Below are 1,259 nucleotides of genomic sequence, written 5' to 3' on the forward strand. Positions count from 1 at the left end.
GGTTGGTGTTGAGGGTGGTGTCGAGCCAGTCGTAGATGCGGGCTTGGGAGAGGCGCATGGCGCCGGGGTGGCAGTGGGCGCCGGCTCCTTCGTCGTTGGTGAAGAGCATGAGGGTTTTGGGGCAGGTGAGGTGGTTGTAGAGCTGTTCGGGCTGGCCCTTGAAGAACATGTCGTCCTGGGCGTCGCAGACGAGGGTGGGGCACTGGATCTTCTCGGCGATGCCGCCGGTGAGGGTGTAGTCGAGGTAGGAGGCGTTGAAGGCGCGGGGGGTGTCGACGCCCATGACGTACATGCCGTGGTTGATGGCCCAGTTGGCGATGGGGTCCTTGGTCATGATCTGGTCGAGGGCGGTGTCGAGGTCGGGTGCGGAGGGGGCGCGCAGGAGGTGTTCGGCCTCGTCCCGGGTGCCGGGGATGTTGCGGACGGAGGTTTCGCCGAGGTCGTAGAGGCCGTCGACGGCGATGAGGGCGGCGAGGCGGTGTTCGTAGGCGGCGGCGCGGGGGGCGAGGATGCCGCCCATGCTGATGCCCATGAGGGCGATGCGGTCGTTGTCGACGTCGGGGAGGGTGTGGGCGAAGTCGACGACGGGGGTGATGACGTTCTCCCAGTCGGGGCGGAAGGTGAGGTTCTGGTGGTGGCGGGGGCCGGGCATGCCGGGGCCGTCGAAGGTGAGGACGTTGTAGCCGCGTTCGACGCCGGCGACGGCGCCGAAGTAGTGGAGTTCCTCGGCGGTGCCGTCGAAGCCGTTGTGCATGATGAGGGTGGGTCGTGGGGTGGCGGTGTCGTCGACGCGGTAGAGGTAGCCGGGCAGGGTGGTGTTCTCGTAGGGGATGGCGACGGGTTCGATGATGGGGGTGTGGAGGGCGGCGGCGGCGCGGAAGCAGTCGACGCTGCGGTCGTAGGCGTGGTCGTGGCGGGGGTCGCAGGTGCGGCCGTGGAGGAAGAACTCGGCGGAGCGGTAGTAGTTGGAGGCGCGCAGGAAGCCGTCGCGGGCGCTGATGCGGTGGCCGGCGGCCTGTGCCTTCTCGGCCTGGTCGGCGACGCGGTCGGCGGTGGCGGTCCACTCGGTGTACCAGCTGGTGTAGTCGCCCTCGGTGATGCGTTCGGCGGTGGAGACGACCTCGCCGAAGTCGGCGCCGCCGTAGGCGATGTGGCTCATCGAGCGCAGGGTCTCGTACCAGAACTGGATGTTGTTCGGGAACAGCAGCGGCTTCATCGCGGTACTCTCCTCAGACACGGTAAGCACTGATCTGTGCTTG

The 1,259-nt window shown here is 67.9% G+C and carries 1 protein-coding gene; it reads right to left on the bottom strand.

Annotated elements, in window-relative coordinates:
• A partial coding sequence (locus tag ABT014_RS34505) for an alpha/beta hydrolase family protein (protein WP_350643816.1) occupies positions 1-1,237 on the bottom strand: 1,237 nt, incomplete at its 3' end.
• Positions 1,238-1,259 lie beyond the last annotated feature (22 nt).

The sequence above is a fragment of the Kitasatospora sp. NPDC094015 genome (assembly GCF_040304075.1).
Classification (GTDB): domain Bacteria; phylum Actinomycetota; class Actinomycetes; order Streptomycetales; family Streptomycetaceae; genus Kitasatospora.